This is a genomic window from Desulfonispora thiosulfatigenes DSM 11270 (assembly GCF_900176035.1).
In the GTDB taxonomy this organism is placed as follows: Bacteria; Bacillota; Peptococcia; order Peptococcales; family Desulfonisporaceae; genus Desulfonispora; species Desulfonispora thiosulfatigenes.
Genome location: NZ_FWWT01000008.1, coordinates 24,350 through 43,544 on the forward strand (window position 1 = coordinate 24,350; position 19,195 = coordinate 43,544).

At 33.2% G+C, this 19,195-nt stretch carries 21 protein-coding genes and 2 pseudogenes; 2 read left to right on the forward strand and 21 right to left on the reverse strand.

The window, feature by feature from the left end; all coding sequences use genetic code 11:
* Positions 1-51 precede the first annotated feature (51 nt).
* From fliI to B8965_RS01935, 9 genes are all read right to left on the reverse strand, one after another.
* Entirely contained in the window at positions 52-1,371 is a 1,320-nt protein-coding gene (gene fliI, locus B8965_RS01895) for a flagellar protein export ATPase FliI (RefSeq protein WP_084052179.1), read from the reverse strand.
* Positions 1,368-2,105, reverse strand: a complete 738-nt coding sequence (locus tag B8965_RS01900) for a FliH/SctL family protein (RefSeq protein WP_207651161.1) — start codon at positions 2,103-2,105, stop codon at positions 1,368-1,370. Before B8965_RS01900 ends, fliI begins: the two co-directional genes overlap by 4 nt.
* Positions 2,095-3,108, reverse strand: coding sequence for a flagellar motor switch protein FliG (gene fliG / locus B8965_RS01905; protein ID WP_084052181.1), 1,014 nt, complete (start codon positions 3,106-3,108; stop codon positions 2,095-2,097). The genes B8965_RS01900 and fliG overlap by 11 nt, the downstream gene beginning before the upstream one ends.
* A gap of 11 nt (positions 3,109-3,119) precedes the next feature.
* Positions 3,120-4,688 carry a flagellar basal-body MS-ring/collar protein FliF gene (gene fliF / locus B8965_RS01910; protein WP_084052182.1) on the reverse strand — a complete coding sequence of 523 codons (1,569 nt, stop codon included), beginning with the start codon at positions 4,686-4,688 and terminating at the stop codon, positions 3,120-3,122.
* Positions 4,689-4,764: 76 nt separating this feature from the next.
* A complete protein-coding gene (fliE, locus tag B8965_RS01915) occupies positions 4,765-5,067 on the reverse strand; it encodes a flagellar hook-basal body complex protein FliE (RefSeq protein ID WP_084052183.1) in 303 nt (100 codons plus the stop codon).
* A 75-nt stretch (positions 5,068-5,142) separates the two neighbouring features.
* Positions 5,143-5,571, reverse strand: coding sequence for a flagellar basal body rod protein FlgC (flgC, locus tag B8965_RS01920; RefSeq protein WP_084052184.1), 429 nt, complete (start codon positions 5,569-5,571; stop codon positions 5,143-5,145).
* A gap of 6 nt (positions 5,572-5,577) precedes the next feature.
* The gene (gene flgB, locus B8965_RS01925; protein WP_159446244.1) at positions 5,578-5,985 is read right to left on the reverse strand and encodes a flagellar basal body rod protein FlgB; all 408 of its coding nucleotides are present in this window, start codon (positions 5,983-5,985) and stop codon (positions 5,578-5,580) included.
* A gap of 151 nt (positions 5,986-6,136) precedes the next feature.
* Entirely contained in the window at positions 6,137-7,081 is a 945-nt protein-coding gene (locus B8965_RS01930; protein WP_084052186.1) for a hypothetical protein, read from the reverse strand.
* Positions 7,081-7,356: an EscU/YscU/HrcU family type III secretion system export apparatus switch protein gene (locus tag B8965_RS01935; protein ID WP_084052187.1), complete on the reverse strand. Its 276-nt coding sequence runs from the start codon at positions 7,354-7,356 to the stop codon at positions 7,081-7,083. Before B8965_RS01935 ends, B8965_RS01930 begins: the two co-directional genes overlap by 1 nt.
* 179 nt (positions 7,357-7,535) lie before the next feature.
* On the opposite strand from B8965_RS01935, the gene B8965_RS01940 reads away from it, so the two are divergent.
* Both B8965_RS01940 and B8965_RS01945 read left to right on the forward strand, forming a co-directional pair.
* Positions 7,536-8,999, forward strand: coding sequence for a SulP family inorganic anion transporter (locus B8965_RS01940; protein ID WP_084052188.1), 1,464 nt, complete (start codon positions 7,536-7,538; stop codon positions 8,997-8,999).
* A gap of 21 nt (positions 9,000-9,020) precedes the next feature.
* On the forward strand, positions 9,021-9,440 hold the full coding sequence (locus tag B8965_RS01945) for a universal stress protein (RefSeq protein ID WP_084052189.1): 420 nt from the start codon (positions 9,021-9,023) through the stop codon (positions 9,438-9,440).
* 106 nt (positions 9,441-9,546) lie between these two features.
* Here the strand turns inward: B8965_RS01945 and mntA are convergent, their stop codons facing one another.
* From mntA to B8965_RS02000, 12 genes and pseudogenes are all read right to left on the reverse strand, one after another.
* Positions 9,547-9,984 (reverse strand): type VII toxin-antitoxin system MntA family adenylyltransferase antitoxin, encoded by a 438-nt coding sequence (gene mntA / locus B8965_RS01950; RefSeq protein ID WP_084052190.1) that lies wholly within the window; start codon positions 9,982-9,984, stop codon positions 9,547-9,549.
* Positions 9,985-10,067: 83 nt separating this feature from the next.
* Positions 10,068-10,262, reverse strand: a complete 195-nt coding sequence (locus B8965_RS01955; RefSeq protein WP_084052191.1) for a YjfB family protein — start codon at positions 10,260-10,262, stop codon at positions 10,068-10,070.
* Between the two features lie 746 nt (positions 10,263-11,008).
* Complete coding sequence (locus tag B8965_RS01960; protein ID WP_084052192.1) at positions 11,009-11,266, reverse strand: hypothetical protein; 258 nt, start codon at positions 11,264-11,266, stop codon at positions 11,009-11,011.
* Positions 11,267-11,754: 488 nt separating this feature from the next.
* Positions 11,755-11,970: a hypothetical protein gene (locus tag B8965_RS01965; RefSeq protein WP_084052193.1), complete on the reverse strand. Its 216-nt coding sequence runs from the start codon at positions 11,968-11,970 to the stop codon at positions 11,755-11,757.
* A gap of 4 nt (positions 11,971-11,974) precedes the next feature.
* On the reverse strand, positions 11,975-13,018 hold the full coding sequence (locus B8965_RS01970) for a type II toxin-antitoxin system Phd/YefM family antitoxin (RefSeq protein WP_084052194.1): 1,044 nt from the start codon (positions 13,016-13,018) through the stop codon (positions 11,975-11,977).
* Between the two features lie 87 nt (positions 13,019-13,105).
* The gene (locus tag B8965_RS13095) at positions 13,106-13,210 is read right to left on the reverse strand and encodes a phage terminase family protein (RefSeq protein ID WP_242941908.1); all 105 of its coding nucleotides are present in this window, start codon (positions 13,208-13,210) and stop codon (positions 13,106-13,108) included.
* Between the two features lie 137 nt (positions 13,211-13,347).
* A pseudogene (locus B8965_RS01975) lies at positions 13,348-13,572 on the reverse strand (tyrosine-type recombinase/integrase); the annotation flags it as partial.
* A gap of 681 nt (positions 13,573-14,253) precedes the next feature.
* A pseudogene (locus B8965_RS01980) lies at positions 14,254-14,622 on the reverse strand (flagellin N-terminal helical domain-containing protein); the annotation flags it as partial.
* Between the two features lie 75 nt (positions 14,623-14,697).
* Positions 14,698-15,480 carry a hypothetical protein gene (locus tag B8965_RS01985; protein ID WP_084052196.1) on the reverse strand — a complete coding sequence of 261 codons (783 nt, stop codon included), beginning with the start codon at positions 15,478-15,480 and terminating at the stop codon, positions 14,698-14,700.
* A 401-nt stretch (positions 15,481-15,881) separates the two neighbouring features.
* Complete coding sequence (locus B8965_RS01990; protein ID WP_143334195.1) at positions 15,882-17,024, reverse strand: Rpn family recombination-promoting nuclease/putative transposase; 1,143 nt, start codon at positions 17,022-17,024, stop codon at positions 15,882-15,884.
* 145 nt (positions 17,025-17,169) lie between these two features.
* Positions 17,170-18,084 (reverse strand): Rpn family recombination-promoting nuclease/putative transposase, encoded by a 915-nt coding sequence (locus B8965_RS01995; RefSeq protein WP_084052198.1) that lies wholly within the window; start codon positions 18,082-18,084, stop codon positions 17,170-17,172.
* Between the two features lie 555 nt (positions 18,085-18,639).
* Complete coding sequence (locus tag B8965_RS02000; RefSeq protein WP_084052199.1) at positions 18,640-19,098, reverse strand: hypothetical protein; 459 nt, start codon at positions 19,096-19,098, stop codon at positions 18,640-18,642.
* Positions 19,099-19,195 lie beyond the last annotated feature (97 nt).

Below are 19,195 nucleotides of genomic sequence, written 5' to 3' on the forward strand. Positions count from 1 at the left end.
CACGATATTTAAACACATTCTCCATTGAGAACTTGAAATTTTTCACTATTATCACTCATTTCTCATAACATTATGAAAATTAGCTAGCATATCCTCATATGTATATTTTTCATTCATCATTTGCTTTAAAAATTCAGTAATAATAGGTTGTATTTTTATGGCTGCGTCTACCTGAGGATTAGAACCGAGTGAATATGCTCCAATATTAATTAAGTCTTCGTTACGCTTATAAACTGCTAGATGGTTTCTTAATTTCGACGCTAGTTCTTGTTGTTCTTTATCTGTAATACTAGACATTAACCTACTTACGCTTTGTAAAACATCGATTGCGGGAAAATGATTTTGGGAGGCTAAATCCCTAGAAAGAACTATATGTCCATCTAAGATACCCCTTACAGCATCAGCTACAGGCTCGTTCATATCATCACCATCAACTAAAACAGTGTATAAACCTGTGATCGTACCTTTGTCAGAATTACCTGCGCGTTCTAAAAGTCTCGGTAACATGGCAAAAACTGAGGGAGTATAACCTCTAGTAGTAGGGGGTTCCCCTATTGCCAAACCAATTTCTCTTTGTGCCATTGCAAAACGAGTAACTGAATCCATCATGAGTAAAACATTTTTACCCGAGTCTCTAAAGTATTCTGCTACGGCCGTGGCTACTAATGCACCCTTTACTCTTAAAAGGGCAGGCTCATCAGAAGTAGAGACAATCACAACAGAACGTGCTATACCTTCTTGTCCTAAATCATTTCTAATGAATTCTAACACCTCTCTGCCACGTTCCCCAATTAACCCAATCACATTGACATCAGCTGAACTATTTCGTGCTATCATTCCCAGTAAAGTACTTTTACCTACGCCACTTCCGGCAAAAATGCCCATTCTCTGACCTACACCACAAGTTAATAAACCATCAATGACCTTTACGCCTGTTTCTAAAATCTCTTCAATAGGTTTTCTCTTTAAAGGATTTGGAGGCTCATTTTCAATCGGATAATTACCACCCGATAAGGCTATATCATCTTCTTCTAAAAAACGACCCGTACTATCCATGACCTTTCCTAAAAGTTCAGGCCCTACATTAATTGTATGAGTCTGTCCACTTGCGTAGACCTTACATCCTGGGTAAATTCCACCTATTTCACCAAGTGGCATTAAAAGGGAAGATTTTTCTTTAAACCCGACCACTTCGGCTAAAAGTTTTTTTTCTTTACCCGTTACCTCAATAAAGCAAAGTTCACCTACAGAGGGCTTGATTCCACTTACTTCAATAGTTAATCCTACTACTTTTGTTACCTTGCCGATAAAATCATATAAATCTAAACTACGGATACGAGGGATATATTTTTGCAAATTCACTATACTCATACGGCCTCACTTCTAATTGCAAAACCAAGGTTCTCAAGCCTTTTTTGTAAAGTAGCATCAACATATCCCTCTTCATTTTCCAAATAACAACCACCTGGTTCGATACTATTATCAGCTATTATTTGTATTTTAGCAGTTGAATCTAGTTCTGAGGCAATTCTTTCTTTATTTTCCCTGATTATTTCAACCTCACTAGGATTTGCATAAATCACAAATTGTTTGGCTTCTATTTTTTGTTGGCACGCTTCCTTCACGATATCAATAATCGTTTCTGAATTTACATCTATTTGCCTAGAAACTAACTTTTCCGTCATTTCTATGCAAAGTTCGATAATTTCTTGCTCAGTTTCTTGATAAATCTCCTTTTCAATCTGTCGCGCCTCTCTTAGCACACTTTTGGCTGCATCATAGATGCCTGTCGTTTCTTCCTGTACCTTTTGCCAAGCATCTTCCTGCCCTTTAGCAAAACCTTCGTTATAGCCTTGTTCATAAGCTGCCTCATAAGCCTCATTTTTTAAGTTTTCGATTTCTTGATATGAATTTTCTTTTAAAGCGCTAATTTCTTCATGAGCTTTTTCTAAAATGAAAGCTGCTTGCTTTTTGGCATCTTTTAATATTGCGTATTCTGATTCTGCATTGCCTTCGTTGTTTTGATTTTGCCCGGCTATAGTTTTAGTTTTAATAGAAAATCCTTCTAAAGAATTATCTACACTTTTAATTACCTTAGACGACAATGGCATCTTCGCCACCCCTTGAAATAATTATTTCTCCTGTTTCATCTAACTTTCTAATTACCTGCACAATTTTCTGTTGAGAAGTTTCAACTTCTCTAATTCTAACTGGTCCTAGTAATTCGATATCTTCTTTCAGCATATCTGCTGCTCTTGTAGATAAGTTTTTATAGATTCTCTCTGCAACTTCTTCACTCGAACCTTTAAGAGCATAAGCAAGGTCTTTGAAATCGACTTCACGTAAAACTCTCCTAATAGCCGTATCATCGAGCGTAATAATATCTTCAAAGATAAACATTCTTTTCTTAATTTCTTCAGCTAAATTAACATCTTCTTGTTCTAAATCCTCCAAAATGCTTTTTTCAGTACCTCTATCAACACTATTTAAAATATCTACCAGCGTCTCGATTCCACCAGCTGATGTAAAATCTTGAGTCACTACTGAAGATAGTTTTTTTTCTAAAATAGCCTCTACTTCTTTTATAATTTCCGGAGAAGTACGATCCATCGTGGCTATTCTTCTGGCTATTTCGCTTTGCATTTTTTCAGGCATTAAATTAAGGATCACAGCTGATTTATCTGGTTCGACATAAGATAAAATTAAAGCAATGGTTTGCGGATGCTCTTTGCTGATAAAATTAAACAATTGCTCTGGGTCTGTTTTCTTTAGTGCTGAAAATGGCCTTATTTGGGAGCTATGAGTCAACTTTTTGATAATTTCACTTGCTTTTTGTGGACCTAGAGTTGACTCTAGTAGCTCTCTAGCATATTTAATTCCACCACTAGCTATATAGTTCTGGGCATCATTTAATTGAAGAAATTCCTCAATAATGCTATTTTTCAGTTCAGAATCAACTGTCGTAGTATTTGCTATTTCGCTACTTATTTTTTCTATTTCAGCTTCTTTAAAGTTTTTTAGAATCTTAGCTGAATATTCTGGTCCCATTGATATTAAAAATATCGCTGCCTTTTTAGTCCCAGATAATTTTTTTGCTTCCCGCGCCATTTATTTCACCTCTAATCTTCTGAAAGCCAGGTATTAATAACTTGCACTGCTTCTTTGGTATTTTCTTGCACAATTTTTTGCGCCTTTTTTTGTTGCTGCATACTTTTATTTGCAATAATCTTTTGATCTTGTTGTTCTTTACTTATCTCTTCTTCTACTTGCGCAATTGGAGTAGGTTGTGTTATTGCCACTTGCTGTTTTTTAGGTTTTGACTTACGCGAACGCATAAATAAAATTACAAAAATAAGTACGGCTAAAGCTCCTAAACCTTTTATTACCCATGATATTATTGTATTAATATTTTCTTGTTTTTGTGCCTCGGCTGCTAATTTTTCCATTTCCTTTTTGTTTTCTTCTAACAGACTATTATCAAATTCCATACTAAGTACTGAAATTTTATCTCCACGTTCGGGGTTAAACCCAGCAGCTGCAGCGACAATTTCCTCAATTTCCGCCCTATTACCTTGTGACAATCTACCATCAACAGTAACAGCAATGGATAAGTTTTTTATTTCTCCTGGAGAATATTTTATCTTTTCTTCAATTTTATCTATTTCATAATTTTTTATAGATTCACTACTATTACTAGAAGAAGCCCCTGAGCCATCTAAACCCGGATAACTATCCCCTAATTCAGTATCTGTTAAACGATTATTTTCTCCGACAAGTCCTGCATTCCCACTAGAGGATGCGCCATCATTTTCCAGTAATTGTTCACTTCTGATAACATTTTCGCCCCAATCTACACTTGTCACTTCTCTTTGATTAAAGTCTAGGTCAGCAGAAATCATCGTTAAAACTTTACCTGCACCAAACATTCTTTCAAGTAAATTTTGGATTCTTTTTTCTAAATCCTTTTCAAATGCCTTTTTTAATTCTTGTTGCTTTAATTGTAAAGCGCTAAGACCTGCACTTTCACTATTAATACCATCGCTTAAAACTTGCCCTTTTGTATCAATAACCGAAACATTCTTCGGGTCTAAATTTTCCACAGATCTTGCAACTAATTCGACGATACCTTTTATCTGTGCTGGTTCTAATGACTTCATCGGCTTTAACTTTAAAAATATACTAGCCGTTGATTGACCTTGTTCATCAATAAAAACACTTTTTTCAGGAATAACTAGGTGAACTCTCGCTTGGTCTACCGCATCTAATTGAATGATAGTTCTGCGCAATTCTTCTTGCAATGCTCTTTGTTTATTAAGTTGTCTTTCAAAATCTGTTGTTCCTAGAGGACTATTATCAAATAATTCAAAGCCCATTCCTTCACTAGTAAAAACTCCATCACTAGCTAATTGTAAACGCAAATCATAGACCTTTTCCTCAGGAACCATAATCGTCTTTCCTTCATCAGCTAATTTGTAAGGAACATTCATTTCCTTGAGCTTTTCTGCTATCTTTCCTGCACTTTCAACCTGCATATTAGAAACTAAAGGTGAATAATTAATTTTTATCATCCAACTGTAAAAGAAAATAGAAGCTAAAATCAAACTAATTCCCATCACAGCTACAGCAGACTTTTGTGTTTTTGATAACTTAGCCCATCTATCAGTTAAATTTTTAAGCAATTTATTCATTATCAAACTCCTATTATTGCAAAAAAATATTAAAATACCCGTTTAAAAACTTCTTAATATTCGAATAAGTAATATTCTATATTTGCATTTGCGAGATTTCTTTGTAAGATTGTACTAATTTATTTCTAACTTGCACAGTTAATTGCATCGCTAGATCAGCCTTTTCCATGCTAAGCATAACATCATGAAGTTCAACTGGCTCTCCTGCTAAAAAACTTTCTGTAATTTTGTCCGCTTCTTTTTGGATATTGTTTACTTTGTCTAAGTTTTGTTGTAAAATATTCCCAAAGGATGGCTTGTCATTTTTCTCATCTTTTTCTGTATTTTTTATACTATTTGGTAATACTAACGGTTGCGGATTTAACAAAGATATTTTCATTTACATAACTCCTCACGATCGAATTAATTTAAAAATAGCCATAAACATATTAAAGCTAATAATAAAAAATACTTACTATCTTCTACCAATACTTAATGTTTTCATGGCTATACTTTTTGTTGTATTTAACACGGTGACATTAGCCTCATAAGCTCTGGATGCTGAAATTAAATCAACCATTTCATTTGCTAAATTAATATTAGGCTTAGCAACATAGCCCTCTGCATTTGCATCAGGGTGCTTAGGATCATAAACCATTAAAGGAGGGGTATTATCTACTGCTATGCGATCTACTTCTACTCCTTTACCCTGATAATTATTACCTTTATAAGCTAAAGCTTTATCTAAACTTTCCTTAAAAATTGCTACTTTTCTTTTATATGGACCTCCTGAAGCAGTCCTGGTTGTATTAATATTCGCAATATTTTCAGAAACTAAGTCTAATCTCACTCTTTCAGCTGCAAGCCCCTTAGAACTTATATTCATGCTTTGAAATAAACTCATAATCTCCTATCTTCCCTCCGAAATTACATTTTTCAAAATCCCTATGCGAGAATTTAACTGATTTATGGCTGTATTTTGATAAATTAAGTTTTCAGCCATTTGCGCCATCTCTTGATCAATGTCAACATTATTACCATCAGTATTTATCTGAGTATTTGTCATTTTGACTATCTGGGGATTAATCTTGTTTAAAGGTGCTCTATTTGTAATATGACCCTCTTTTGTAGCCGCTAAGGCAATCTTCTTACTACTACCTAATGCACTTTGTAATTGTTCCTTAAAATTAACTTTAGCACTATTATACCCTGGCGTATTGAAATTTGCCATGTTCTGGGCAACAGCCTTCTGTTTTACCATACTACCTTGTAATCCTTTTTCTAAAAACAATAAAGTACGATTATTAAAAACAGTCACATAAAAACCTCCTGCGTTACCATTATAACTAGTTTTCCGTTTCAGGTTACTTAAAATAAATATGTACTTCATTCTACCAAAATTTTTCTGTTAAAACTAGTTTAGATAGCTATTATTACCAAATAAATTAGTTATTTTTTGACTAATCAATTCAAACTTTATAATTGACACCTGTTATTTCTTTTTTGGAATTTGTAATCACATCAAATATAGAATTTATACTTTTGGTTTCAATTTGTATATTCTTAATATTGTAACCTAATTGACTTAGATTTTCTTCTAGTAAATTAATTTCCCCTGAAAGTATTTTTTTTCTTTTTTCATTATCGCAATGAATTATAACATCTAAAGAATTATTTTGATAATTAATTTTAAACCATAAGCCCTCAAAATACTCAGAAACAGTTTTTACTACTATTGAGCAATTATTCGGATCAAGCTTTTCATTTTTAGAATTATTAGTTAATAAGTAGATCCTATTTTCGCCTAAAGGCCAGCCATAAATGTTATGACCTCCTAAAACCATACTTTCCGTTTTATTTAAAAAGTTAAAAAACTTATTTTCCTCACCTTCTGAAAGGATTTCTGTAAAAAAGCGTTGTAAATGAAGTAATGCTTCCACATCCTGTTTGGACTGCACCTCTATGCCACTACTTTTTAACCACATTAGTAAAGGTAAGGTTTCCTTTGGTATATCATGGAGCTTAGTAAACCCTGTGAGTTCCCCTAAAATTTGCCCACTTACAGGCATTTTGAATTTTAATAGTTCCCCTACCATCGACTCTAGCCTCTCACTAGGGGTTAGGCCCATCCGGGACAGTAAAATAGATTCAGGTTTAATCGTTTCACCTTGAGGTATAATTTTGAGCTTAATAATATTATCTTTCATCGATTCAACTAATAGCTTTAAATTGTCTCCTTGTTGCAGGGCTACCTTTGTCTTAGCATCTATAATAGTCTTTCCTAACTTTAATTTAATCTGCTCTCCTTTAACATGCATAACCTCAGCTTTTATTATTTTTCCTTCATTTAAAGAGATGCTTTGCTGTAATTTACTTACCCCAGATGCTGGAATCTGAATACCTGTTACCTTCATTATTTTTTCTCCTTGCCATATTTCTTATCTAATCCCCAGACAAAAGCGATTACTCCTGCTACAGCTTGATAAAGTTCTGGTGGAATTTCAGTTCCGATCTCTACTGAAGTTAAAACTTTGGCTAAATTTTCATCTTCATAAGCAGGGATATTTTCTTCTTGTGCCCTTTTTAAAATTGTCTCAGCAATAGCTCCTTTACCTGAAGCAACGACAGTTGGGGCACTATCATTCTCAGTATATTTAAGTGCAACGGCTAATTTTTGAACTTTTTTCATGTTAACCTCCGCAAATATCTTCAAGTTGCTTTTCTTTTATCATAACACAATTATTAGGTGAATTTAACAGAAACTGTTTTCTTTTACTCCAAAAGGTGATAGAATGTAAAATTGTGTGAGTCAAATTCGGCTGTTTTAAAAATGAGCAAAAAAATAATATAGATGAGGTGTAAAAAAAATTGATAAAAAAAATTAAACAAGAATGGTTTTCAAATGTCAGAGCAGATGTCCTCGCGGGAATCGTAGTTGCTTTAGCCTTAATTCCAGAAGCAATTGCTTTTTCAATTATTGCGGGGGTCGATCCTATGATCGGATTATATGCTTCTTTTTGTATTGCTGTGGTTATCTCCTTTGTGGGCGGACGTCCTGGAATGATTTCAGCTGCAACAGGGGCAATGGCATTATTAATGGTTCCGCTCGTTAAAGAGCATGGACTTAATTATTTATTAGCCGCAACAGTTCTTACTGGAATTATCCAAATATTGTTTGGCGTTTTTAAAATTGCAAAGGTAATGAAATTTATTCCACGTGCAGTTATGATTGGCTTTGTTAATGCACTTGCTATTTTAATTTTCATGGCGCAAGTTCCTCACTTTTTAGGCATTTCAAACATGACCTATATTTTTGTGGCAATTACCCTATTTATCGTTTATCTCTTACCTAGACTTACAAAATCAGTCCCTGCTCCCTTAATTGCTATAATTGCCTTAACATCAGTTACACTTTATGCAAATATAGATTTAAGAACCGTAGGCGATCTTGGAGCGATCACTAGAACATTACCCGAATTTCTTGTTCCAAGTATTCCCTTTAACTTTGAAACATTAGCTATTATTTTTCCTTATTCCTTTGCCTTAGCTATCGTTGGTTTATTAGAAACATTGCTCACATCTTCAATTGTCGATGATATGACAGGCACAGACAGTGATAAAAATAAAGAAGCTAGAGGTCAAGGAATTGCAAATATAGTTGCTGGATTTTTTGGGGGTATGGCAGGTTGTGCTATGATCGGTCAATCAGTGATTAATGTTAAATCTGGAGGACGAGGCAGATTATCTACATTAGTGGCAGGATTATTTTTAATGTTTTTAATAATAGTTTTAGGCGATTTAGTAGTCCAAATCCCTATGCCTGTACTTGTTGGGATTATGATTATGGTATCAATTGGTACATTTGACTGGTCATCATTTAGTTATTTAAAAAAGGCACCTAAAAGCGATGCTGCTGTAATGCTCGTAACAGTCATTATTATCGTAGCTACACATGATTTATCTAAAGGCGTCATTGCCGGAGTTATCTTAAGTACGATTTTCTTTGTGGCTAAGATTTCTAAAATTAAAGTAAAAGAACATCAAACGGGTGAAAATACAATCTTTGAATTAGAAGGTCAATTATTTTTTGCCTCGGTAGAAGATTTTGTAGAATCCTTTGACTTTAATGTACAGAATAGAAATATTATCATCGATTTCTCCAAAGCACATATCTGGGATGATAGTGCAGTAGGAGCTGTCGATAAAGCAGTAATGAACTATAGGGAAAATAATAATAAAGTAACCATCAAAGGGCTAAATTCCGCAAGTAAAAAGATCGTCGATAAACTTGCCATCTATCAGAATTTAAATACAAACTTAATGCCACATTAATCTACTTGAAGAGGTGATCAAATGTACGAAAATATTTTATTAGCAGTTGATGGATCAGAAAACTCCTTACGAGCAACTAGGGAAGCAGTAAAAATAGCTTCCTTACTCCATAAATGTATGATTGAAGTTATCTTTGTCGCTGATTTTTCTAAATCTAAAAACGAAGTCCTACATTCCCTAGGAAAAGAAGAATTAGAACAGTCACGCAAAAAAAAGCTCCTTCCCATAATAGAAGAATTAAAAGCTAATAATTTAACGCATGAAATAAAAATATTGCCGGGTGATCCAGGCCCAACCATAGTACAGTACGCTAATGATAATGAATTTGATCTCGTCGTGATCGGTAGTCGTGGCCTTAACTTACTCCAAGAAATGGTCTTAGGAAGTGTCAGCCATAAAGTAGTAAAACGAGTGGCAGCTCCTGTTTTAGTGGTAAAATAAATATTAAAAGCCATGCTCTTGTTAGTTTAAAATTAAGAGCATGGCTTATTTTATTTATATATATCCCGAGATAACCTTTATAAATTTTCTAATATCTTTTAGATTATTAACCATTATTTCCTCCAAAGTACTCATCATTTTTAATACTTTCCAAGATAGCTGCATTGTATTTTTCTGCATAATAAGCAAAATCAAAATATTCTCTTAAAACTAAAGATTCAAAAGTAGCTCTTTCATTATTGTCTTTTAGAATTATTCCCTGCTGTACAACTATATATTTTAAACTGATAGGGGCTTTATCTAGATTTAATATATCCACTTTTCTTTTTAAAGTTTCCTTACCTCTTTCAATCAAATCTCCCCTAATCATTACATCATCAAAAGAAGAGTATTCCTCCATAAAGCAAATAGCAATATCACTATCACTTTGGTCATTTTCTTCTCCCCGCGCAAAAGAACCAAATAAATAAGCCAATTTAATTTTATATTCTTGATCTATTTCCTTAATAAAATACTTTAGTTTTTGTAAAATGTCCTCTTTCATATTGATTTTCCTTTCAATACCCTTTTCTTAATTCTAACATAAAAGTTTGAAATTAAATAAAAAAACTGCTCACACTGAACAGCTTAAACATACTTATCTATATTATTACCCATATGGGGTAAATTTGCTTGAGGTGATTTGGAAGAAGAACCTAACATTTCATTAATAAAATTGCTCCTTTGTTCAGCCGTATTCATAACCTTTTTCATCATTGCAACCCCTACATCTTGCTGTAACTGAGCCTGACTTTTTATCATAGATAAAGCCGCTATATCCATGGTAATACCTCCTTATTTCCTTTTCTTAGTCTAAATAATCTTTAAATGAGATAGTACAAATAAAGCTAACATCATATTTACTTTCTACAAGTATAATAAACTGTCTTGCACTTTATTTATAGACTTCTTAACTACTTTTGTCAATAGGACCTAGACCACTACAGGAACAATAGCCTCTAGATAGTGACCAAGAAAAGCGTATGAATTATTCCAGGAAAACTTCTATTTTGGTTATCCTATTTTTATTCTAGTACTAGTTTTTGCATTGAAGCACAAAAATACCCTAAATTATTCTCTTTTTAACTTTTCAATTTCTTCTTTAGATAATTTTGTTGCTTCGATAATTTTATCTATCTCAATTCCTATTTCTAATTTGCTCCATTTTATATCTTAGCTTAAATACTTGTAAGGGCAATAGAGTGTACATCTTTTCTTCAATTAAGTATTTTGCATCATATTCCCATTATTTCATCACGGGAACTGTGTATTTAATATTTTGTCTATTTGGAAATATTAGACGCATTTTTAAAGCCATACTCAAACATTCTAATTACCATAGAGCTATCATTTTCTTTTGATTATTCTGGTGTATTTTCTTTTAATTTATGTTTTGATTTGTGTTGTGCTTTATTTTTTGTTATTTGTTTACCACATTAGTCACGCCTTTAGTCTATTTTTCTTATCTTATGTTAAATTAAGTTAAATTTACTTTTCAGTTTTTATTACTTAATATTATTATACCACTTTTAATTTTTATCATCCAGTTTAAGATGTCTGAATTTTCCTAATAATAATTGTGTAAGAGTCCTATATGTTTTTACTAAGATATCTTTAAAAGATCTAACCTCGATCATTTCATGGTCACCTAAAATAAAATCCCCTAGGGCTTTTATTAGTATATGACTCTTGATTATTAATTGGATTATTTCTTTTTTTGTTTGCTTAAATTGCAATAGCAAACATAAACCATAGATATCAAAAGAGATTAAACTGTATGACGCCATTGAAATATAGATAACATCTTAATAATTCAGCTGCATAGCAAATGACACCGATCATAATTAAATGATTGGTGTCGGAGATTTTTATTTATTCTACTGTCTACTTGACAGGGAGCAGTTCAGATTTTATCATAGAAAGCTATTTTAATCTACATACTTTTTTTAAAGGCTGGCAAAATACAATAACTTTTGTTAGTACCGAAGTTACTTAAACTTTCTTATATGATTGAAGGGGGTGATTTGCGTTAAAGGCTTAACGGAACACATTCGTAATATAACTTCATCCATTTCATCTTTATTTGCCCTTTGTTTACTTCTTATTTTTTCGGATATATTTAACAATAATTGATAAGGTTTTTCGTTACTAATAGTCCCAACCTTCTCATTTTGGACTAAGTTTGTTGTCGCTATTATAATATATGATTATTTTTATTTAGACATTCAAGAAATGCATCTAAAAAAATATCCTTACTTAAACTTCATGATAATTTTTATTTTAAGTTGAAAATATGCTCTTTCCTCAGAGTGATAGGATTATAAATATCCCTTACAATTTTAAGCATTCTTTTACTACGCAGATGTCCGATTCCACCCAAGACTTGTTCTTGGGTATATCCTTTAGATAACCCATAGTTTTCGATTTCCGTTGTACTTTTATTTGATCCACTAAGGAAAGTTAAAATATCATTGGTTACTTTTCTTTTCATACAATTATTCCTCCATTTTCTTGTATACTTGGGAATTATTTACTACCCTGTCTACCTCAATAACATTTGCAACTCTACTTTTTCTGATTTCCGATATAAATTTACGTCCGAGGCTTTGTCTTACTTTGAAAGGCACATATATCCAACAATCATTCAGTACTGACTTAACTGTAAATTCTTTATTCGCACTTATCCCATTTACCCTTACAGTCAATAACCTTAATAATTTATAAACAAGCCAAGTTTCAAAAGCTTCTCTATGAAGATTTTCAACCCATTGTGAACAAAGAAAGTATTCTCCACCATCTGTATGCAATATTAAATCGTAATATCGATTATACCCTTTACTATCTCGTTTTTGCTTATCAATATCAACTTGCCTATCTACAAGCTTCAGAATCTCAAAATTAAGGTTAAATACTTCTTTCGAATATTCTGCAGTTTCCATTTTTTCTAGTTCATATTTAGAGATAACATTTTCATTCAAAAACTTAGTAATAAACGTTCTAGCCAATTTTCCTATTTTTAAATTGTGTCCTTTTTCGTCTTCCTCTAAGTTCGCTCCTACTACAAGTGACTCATTGCTAGTTTCTTGAGATAGAATTTTTCTTGCTTTAGTGAGGGTTATATCATCTAATCTAGAAGATTGTACTATATTCTCTAATGCATCTATTTCAAGATCCTCTCTAAAAATTTTCCTTGCACTTGAACTTCTACTTCTCCTAGAGTTTAATGAGAAACCATTATCTCCACTTGGCAGTTGCTCTTCTGGGTTATTATCTTCTTTAAAGATGTAGTAATAATCAACAAATATCCTTTTACCAATTTTATTTAGTAATTTTTCAATACTATCGTCATTTGCTTCATTGGATTCACTGCTAGCGCCTTCTAGTAAATTCTGATAATGTTCGATAGTCATGATTACATGAGTAGGTTTATTGTCTTGAAAAATATATACTTCATTTTCAGATTTCAATTTAGAACAAAACTCACTAAAATTATTTTCTAATTCATTAATGCTTACAATTCTATTAATATCAATTTTCACCCTCTTTACCTCCGATACTTATTTTCTAACATTAATATATCATAACTAACTTTTGTTTGTAAACCCCTAATTTACCCTTAAACAAATTCATATTGCTCTATCCATTGCCATAATTGTTACAACAACACAATCTGCCTTCTCAGTAAAACTTTCTTTATCAGGTTTTATATTTCCGGCAGAGTCTATTTTCATTAAGATGTTATACATCATCCATCATAAGATTGGATGCAATGCGTTCTTCCATTGTTAATTTCCTCAATTTTGTAGGTGATATTTTTGCTAATCTATTAGAGTACCAAAAAAGCAATCCCTTGACTTAGAGATTGAGGTTATTTGTTTTCTTGCTTTACTGTTGTATAGGCTGTAATACCTAGCATGAATCCACTGGTGAAAAGTTCTACTGATTTTACTGTAGCTGCTGTTAGAAAATCTATATCTTTAGTTTTTAGATTTACAAGTTCACTTACTCTTAGACCTGTATAGAGTAGAAGGACAATGGCTGCTCTATCTCTTTGGCTAACTCTTTGTCTATTTTCTAGAAAAAAGAGCAAGCGTTCTACTTCTTCAGTTGATGGTGTTCACGCTATAGTTTTTTCCTACTAAGTATTCTTTGTAGCTGTCGCTACTTTTGGTACTGACGATATTTAGGGGTCAAATTTAGGTGTGAACTCAAATAGGTTCAACTGTCTGTAGAATTTAGATTATTCAGTGAGTTTTTCTAATTCATTTCTTGTAGGTTTGTTGGCATCATTAGAAAGCTGGATTTTGCTCTTTTTCTGAATTATTTTTCAGCGAGAATGGTCACTATTTTTCAGCCAGTTGGTGCTCTAGACAAATAGTTGCTCCTGCTTTTTCTTCTGTACTAGTTCGTGCTGCAGTTGTAACTCCAGTAAAGTCAACTACATCATCTGCAACTGCTTTTGCTTTTGTAGTTACACCTACGGAAGCTGTTCCTGTATTTGCTCCAGCAATCGTACCACCAGAAACTGCGATATTACCTTCAGTCCTTTAAATAAGCCTGTTGCTGTTGCTGCTACAGTTATTGCCCCTGCTGCATTACTAACACTAAAGTTCCCTTTTAATATATTATTCTTTGCCATTACTTCTTTTAGAGCTGCTGTTTGCCCATTTGTAGCAGCTGCAGTTAGAGTTGCAGTTTGAGTAGCTTCAGTAGTTGTTACTTTACCACCAGTTAAGTTAGCATTTTTAGCCTTTCCTGTTTCTGCTAAGTTTGCTTTACCATCACCAGCTAAAAGTTTTTGGGTATTAAACTCAGTGGTATTCCCAATACGGTTAATTTCTGATGTTAGCTGATTCATTTCTTTTTGGATTTCTTCACGGTCAACTGTTACGTTAGTATCATTGGCTGCCTGGTCAGCTAGTTGTAAAATGCTGTGTGTTTCATTTAGAGCACCCTCAGCCGTTTGAATCATAGAAATACCATCTTGAGAGTTTTTGGCTGCTTGATCTAAACCACGAATCTGACCACGCATTTTTTCAGAGATTGCAAGACCTGCTGCGTCATCTCCTGCTTTGTTAATTCTTAGACCTGAAGATAATTTCTCCATTGATTTGCTTTGAGCATTAGGTGGGCATAAGAAAATGGAAGAATGAAAAACAGGTGTTCATAGGAAATTATTAGAACCTATTCATCATTTCTCCCATTAGAACTGCCTTTGCTAGGCATTTGTTTCTAACAAGGCATGGGTTTCTCGTTCGTACCCATACTTTTGGAAAAACTCTATCAACGCTACTTCAAAGATTTCCCTTTGGTTGATATTCTTTTCCTTGCTAAAGTCTCTAACCATTTGGTCTAGGGGATTGGTCATATGAACTGATTTGGTCACAAATGTTCCTTTGAGGGTAAAGCGAGGTATCTGCCCTGACAGTATTGCCAGTACTGACGGTAAACACACACTTTGGAGGGCTTCTTTGTTTGTAGCTAGCCATTCTAACAATGGCAAATATTTTTCTAGTCCATCATTTTCAGTGGGCAGAGAACTCTCCTGCGCACCGTCAATACTAACAGTAGCAGCACTTTCAGCAACTTTAGGTGTTGGTGGGGAAGCAGAAATATAGTTCCCTGCTTCCTGTGACCATTCAAAACCTTTTGATTTCATATAGCGTGCCATTTCAATATGGTTTTCAAAACCCACCTTGAGAGCGGTCTCCTTGGGATCAGCCCCTTCCTTGTTCAGTTCCATGACTACCCTTCGAACTCTGTCTGATTGAAAACTCACTATAGTTTCAAGCGGTGCATTGAGAACATCTGCTGGCACATAGGTTCCTCTAGTTTTGTCCCAAAGAAAATTCTTGCGGTTCATATATCCATCCATAGAACGATAGGTTGAGTACCGAAATTGCTCGGCTACTTCTTCTCTAGAAAAACCTTCCCCAAGCAATTGCAAAATCTTTTTGACCTTATCATCATAGATAGGTTCTAATGGTTCTACTTTTGCCACTTCTATTCCTCCCCTACAATGTGTTGACAGCACCAACAATTTCTTCAATTTAGGGTTGATCGGTACTCATTTCATCTTTGTTGTCGCAACTGCTAGTACTGACGGTAAATACAAGGAAAATAAGTAGCTAGACATTTCTTTTCATCTATTTTTTTTCATTTTCTAATTTTTTCTGCTTGAACCCCTTTTTGAACCTTTTCTATCGTCAGTACAGGTAATAACGTCAAAATGATTGTACTTACAGTACTGACGACAAACATAGAGCTTGCATAAAAAAAATACTCCAACCTCTACTTAGGAGATTAGGAGTTCCTTACAAGAATTCATCATTATTCTGGGCTTCTGTGATATCTAACACGAACTGAACAACTTACCTGGTTGAATCTACAGTAGACCCTAACTTATTCTTTTTCCAGTTTTTTTATTTCTTCTTTAGATAACTTTGTGGCTTCCACAATCTTATCTATCTCAATTCCTAATAAAAGAAGGTTTCTGGCTACATTTTTGCGTTCTTCTTTTCTTCCTTCTTTTATTCCTTCTTTTCTTCCTTCTTTTCTTCCTTTTAATTCTCCTCTAGCAAGTGCTTTTTCGGCTACAACTGGATCATACAGTGTTCTAGTCATAGAAAAAACCTCCTCTACTAATTTTTTATCTTCTCCGTATTTATCATTTAAATATTCAAATAAATTCCCTACTGCTAATAATACTTTATGTAGGTCATCGCCATTAATTTCGTCTTTTTCATATAATTTTTTTGCTTCTAGGGCGATATGTTCGGCTTCTCTTTTTGCTTCTAAAACGGCTTTTCTTAAATTAGTCTTATTATTTTTATTTTCGTCTCTTTTTCTTAAGGACTCCATCTTATACCTTAGCTTAAATACTTGTAAGGGCAACAGCGGATACATTTTTTCGTTAATTAAAGTTCTAGCATCATATTCCCAGTATTTCATCACAGGAACTGTGTATCTAATATCTTGCCCATCTGGGAATATTAACCTCATTTTTAGTTCATCTTTAATATTAGAATTTTGCTCGATAAAAATTACTAATTGTCGTGGAATATAAATAACAGTTTCTGCGTCATTATTATATTTTGCAACTTCTTTAGCCTTTTTAAAGCCATACTCAAACATTCTAATTATCATAGAGTTATCATTTGTGGTTTGTAATTCAATATGATAATGATAAGGCTTGCCGCCCTGTGACGAGAGTTTTAGGAATAAATCGCCCCTGATAATATCATATTCATCTGAAATAAATTCATTATTTTCAAAGGTTACATCGGTCATATTTACATCAAAATTTTCTTTAAATAAGCTATTCATCATTTGAATTAATACTTTTTTAGAAACCCCAAATAAAGATTTTAAGATTTCATCTAATTTAACCCTAGAGCTATCATTCTCTTTTGATTTTTCTGGTATATTTTCTTTAAATTCATGTTTTGATTTGTCTTGTGATTTATTTTTTGTTTCCCTATCTAACATTTTAGTCACGCCTTTTTGCTTTCTTAATACTATTATACCACTTATAATTTTTATCATCCATATTTAAGGTGCCTGAATTTTCTTAATAATCTATATATACTAGACCTATCTTTTATCATTAAACTATTTTCTACTTAGTTAAGATTTATATCAAGAAAGCTGCTCATATTAAATAATGAACAGCTTAATAAATAAATTCACCTTATTCTCTTTTTAGCTTTTCAATCTCTTCTTTAGTTAAACCTGTAATATCAATGATTTCAGCAACTGGCATACCTTTAATTAGGAGTTTTCTTGCCACGTTTTTGCGTTCTTCTTTTCTTCCTTCTTTTCTTAACCTTTCAGCGGTAGTCATAATTAGCTCTCTCCCTTCAGGATAGATTCTTTCTATTTCTTCAGCTATATTTTTAAGGTCTTCTTCATCTAAACTTTCTCCTACATTAAACACATACTTTAAAAATGTTTCAAAATATTCTATTCCTGTTTGCCTATCTTCTAGTTCTCTAAGATATTTAGCAGCTAGTGTTATTGTTTCTTTTAGCCCTTCTTTATCTTTAATAAATATATCCCTAAATATTGTAAGTATTATTTTAAGCTGGGCTATTCCTTTGATATCTTCATCTTTATATTTAGATACATCATATAGAAGATATTTATAATTAGGTATAAATTCCTTTATTTCTTCTGGAAGTTCTTCATATCCTTCAATCATTTCTCCTAAGGTTGTTCTTATCTGCCATTTATTTTTTCCATGATATATTACTAAAGGTATTATTATTGGTAGCTCATTAGTATGTTCTTTTGTAATTTTTGCTTCCCAAATTTCTACCATATACTTTAGTAGTTGAAAGGCTATATTTTTACTTGTATAACTCTTATGTTCAAATAAAAAGTAAATATATCCTAGTCTTTCATTTATTTTTACCCCAAATAATAAATCTGAAAAGTATTCATTAAGGTTCTTATCTATAAAACTATCTTTTAGGGGTATTAGGGTATTTGTATCTATAATATTTATAATGCTCTCTGGCAAGTAATTATTTATAAAATCCTTTGTCACTTTGACATCGGAAAAGGTTTCCTTGAAAATTTTATCATGGGAGTTTTGTATTTTCACTTTTGTCACCTACCTACTTATATTATACAACAATCCTTCCTAGTATGCCATTATATGCAGGATAGCTTTCTTAGAAAACCTTCCCTACCCCCTTTCATCCGTTTTTACCGTCAGTATCAACACTAGTGGCAAAGGGATTTGTTGCAGATGTTTCGTATAGTTTTGCATGGTAGTTTTTCCTGTGGGATGTCGCTACTTTTGGTACTGACGATATTTTAGGGTCAATTTTAGGTGTGAATCAAAAAAGTGATAGGACTAGTTGTAGAATTTAGATTATGCAGTGAGTTTTCCTGCTTCATTTTTGGTAGGTTTGTTGGCTTGAATGAAAAGCTATACTTGATTCTCTTTCAGCATTATTTTTCAACGAGAATGGTCACTATTTTTCAGCCAGCAGGTGCTGCTCTAGCAAATACTTGCTCTAGGTTTTTCATGTATTTTTCAATCACAAAAATAGCCCAGCTATTTTCCCTAAACTAGTGGCTCCTGCTACTTCAATAGCAGCTACTATTGCTACTGCTGTTCCTGCTTTTTCTTCTGTACTAGTTCATCCTGCCGCTAGATATCTGGATGGCTGTTCCAGCCGTTGTAGAAGATGATGAAATGGCGGTCTGGGTATACTTGGTCATCTAGATAGTAGAGACATCTCGAGTACTCGTTTGCGTGTTTCATGCCTAGGTCAGCACACAAGGAAAAACTGTCTGGATTAGTGATTTCTACTACTAGGTATTCATTATGTGGGGGTTCTATTGAAGGATTATTTTTTCCTTGGAGATTTTCTTCTCTATCTGCTTTTAAACCTTCTGCTATGGTTTTTAGCTGAATACCTGGGGCAGGTTGTTTGCCGTTGTAGAATACTAAGAATGGTTCTGTTTCATCCTCTAGCCAGCTGTTTTCAGAAGGGATATCTACTTGGATTACTCCTTCAAAGTTACCATGGTCAAGACCATAGGTTACTACTGTATCATAGTCATCTGAATCTAGGATTTGGACTACACTTAGCTTTGTTTTACTCATTTCATTCACTCCTTGATTTTTAATATCAAGGTAATAATATATGTTTTACTTTGCTTTATTTACATTTCTAAATAGGAAAAGAGACCCTAGCATGGCT